Genomic DNA, 1,186 nt, shown 5'->3' with positions numbered 1-1,186 from the left:
GGCGGGGACGGGCAAGTCGGCCCTCGCCCTCTGCGCGGGGCTGGAGGCGGTCATGGAGCGCCGGCAGCACCGCAAGGTGGTGGTGTTCCGGCCCCTGTACGCGGTGGGCGGGCAGGAACTCGGCTACCTGCCGGGCTCGGAGAACGAGAAGATGTCGCCGTGGGCGCAGGCCGTCTACGACACGCTGTCGGCGGTGACCACTCCGGAGGTCATCGACGAGGTTTTGGACCGTGGCATGCTGGAGGTCCTGCCGCTCACCCACATCCGCGGCCGGTCGCTGCACGACGCGTTCGTGATCGTGGACGAGGCGCAGTCGCTGGAGCGCGGCGTGCTGCTCACCGTCCTGTCGCGGATCGGGTCGGGCTCGCGGGTCGTCCTGACGCATGACGTGGCGCAGCGCGACAACCTGCGGGTCGGGCGGCACGACGGCGTCGCCGCCGTGGTGGAGCGGCTCAAGGGGCACCCGCTGTTCGCGCACGTGACGCTGACGCGGTCGGAGCGGTCGCCCATCGCCGCGCTCGTGACCGACATGCTCGGGGACGTGGGCGTCTGACCGCACCCGGCTGACCGCGCCCCGCCGTCGTCCGGCGCCGTCGTCCGGCGCGCGACCTCCCGCGGCGCGGTCGGCTGACGCTTGAGAGGCCCGGTGGCCCGTCCTCACAGCGGGCCGCCGGGTTCTCTCGTGAGAATCTCTGTGGATCTCTCTACACAGGGTGATCGTTAAACTTCGTACCGTGGAGTTGTGACGAAGGTCACAGAATCCTGGGCGAAGGCGAGGAATCCCAGGTCCCTGCGGTGTTTCGGCGGTGTTCCGGTCGAGTTGACAACCGTCCCACCGGCAGCAATCGTCTCGTTTCGGTTGCGGAGCCGCCCTCGTGCTCGGGCATTGTGTCCTCTCGTAAGCACCCCGAGCGGTGCCCGCCCGCTGCGCACCCCCTGACAACGCGCGACGCGAACGGCACCGGCAGGGTCCGCCACCGTCCCACCTCCGGACGGCGGCCGGGCCAGGGGTGAAACCAGCTCGTGCGCGTGTCCATGCGCGTGCGACCGCCGGAAGGACCGCCTTGTACGGAGACCGCCCCGGGTCCCCTAGTAGGCGAGACGATCAACAGAGCTTTTCTCCCGAGGACTCTTGGGGTCCCGCCTTCCCCGCCCCGTCCGAGGGCTTCGGCCCCGCCGAGCCCCT

The 1,186-nt window shown here is 70.7% G+C and carries 1 protein-coding gene; it reads left to right on the top strand.

The genetic code is table 11. The features are described 5' to 3' along the window. The coding region (locus E1298_RS47040; protein ID WP_207945293.1) for a PhoH family protein at positions 1–553 on the top strand (553 nt) is incomplete at its 5' end. Positions 554–1,186: the final 633 nt, after the last annotated feature.

The sequence above is a fragment of the Actinomadura rubrisoli genome (assembly GCF_004349215.1).
Lineage (GTDB): Bacteria > Actinomycetota > Actinomycetes > Streptosporangiales > Streptosporangiaceae > Spirillospora > Spirillospora rubrisoli.
This window is presented reverse-complemented; position numbering and strand designations above follow the sequence as displayed.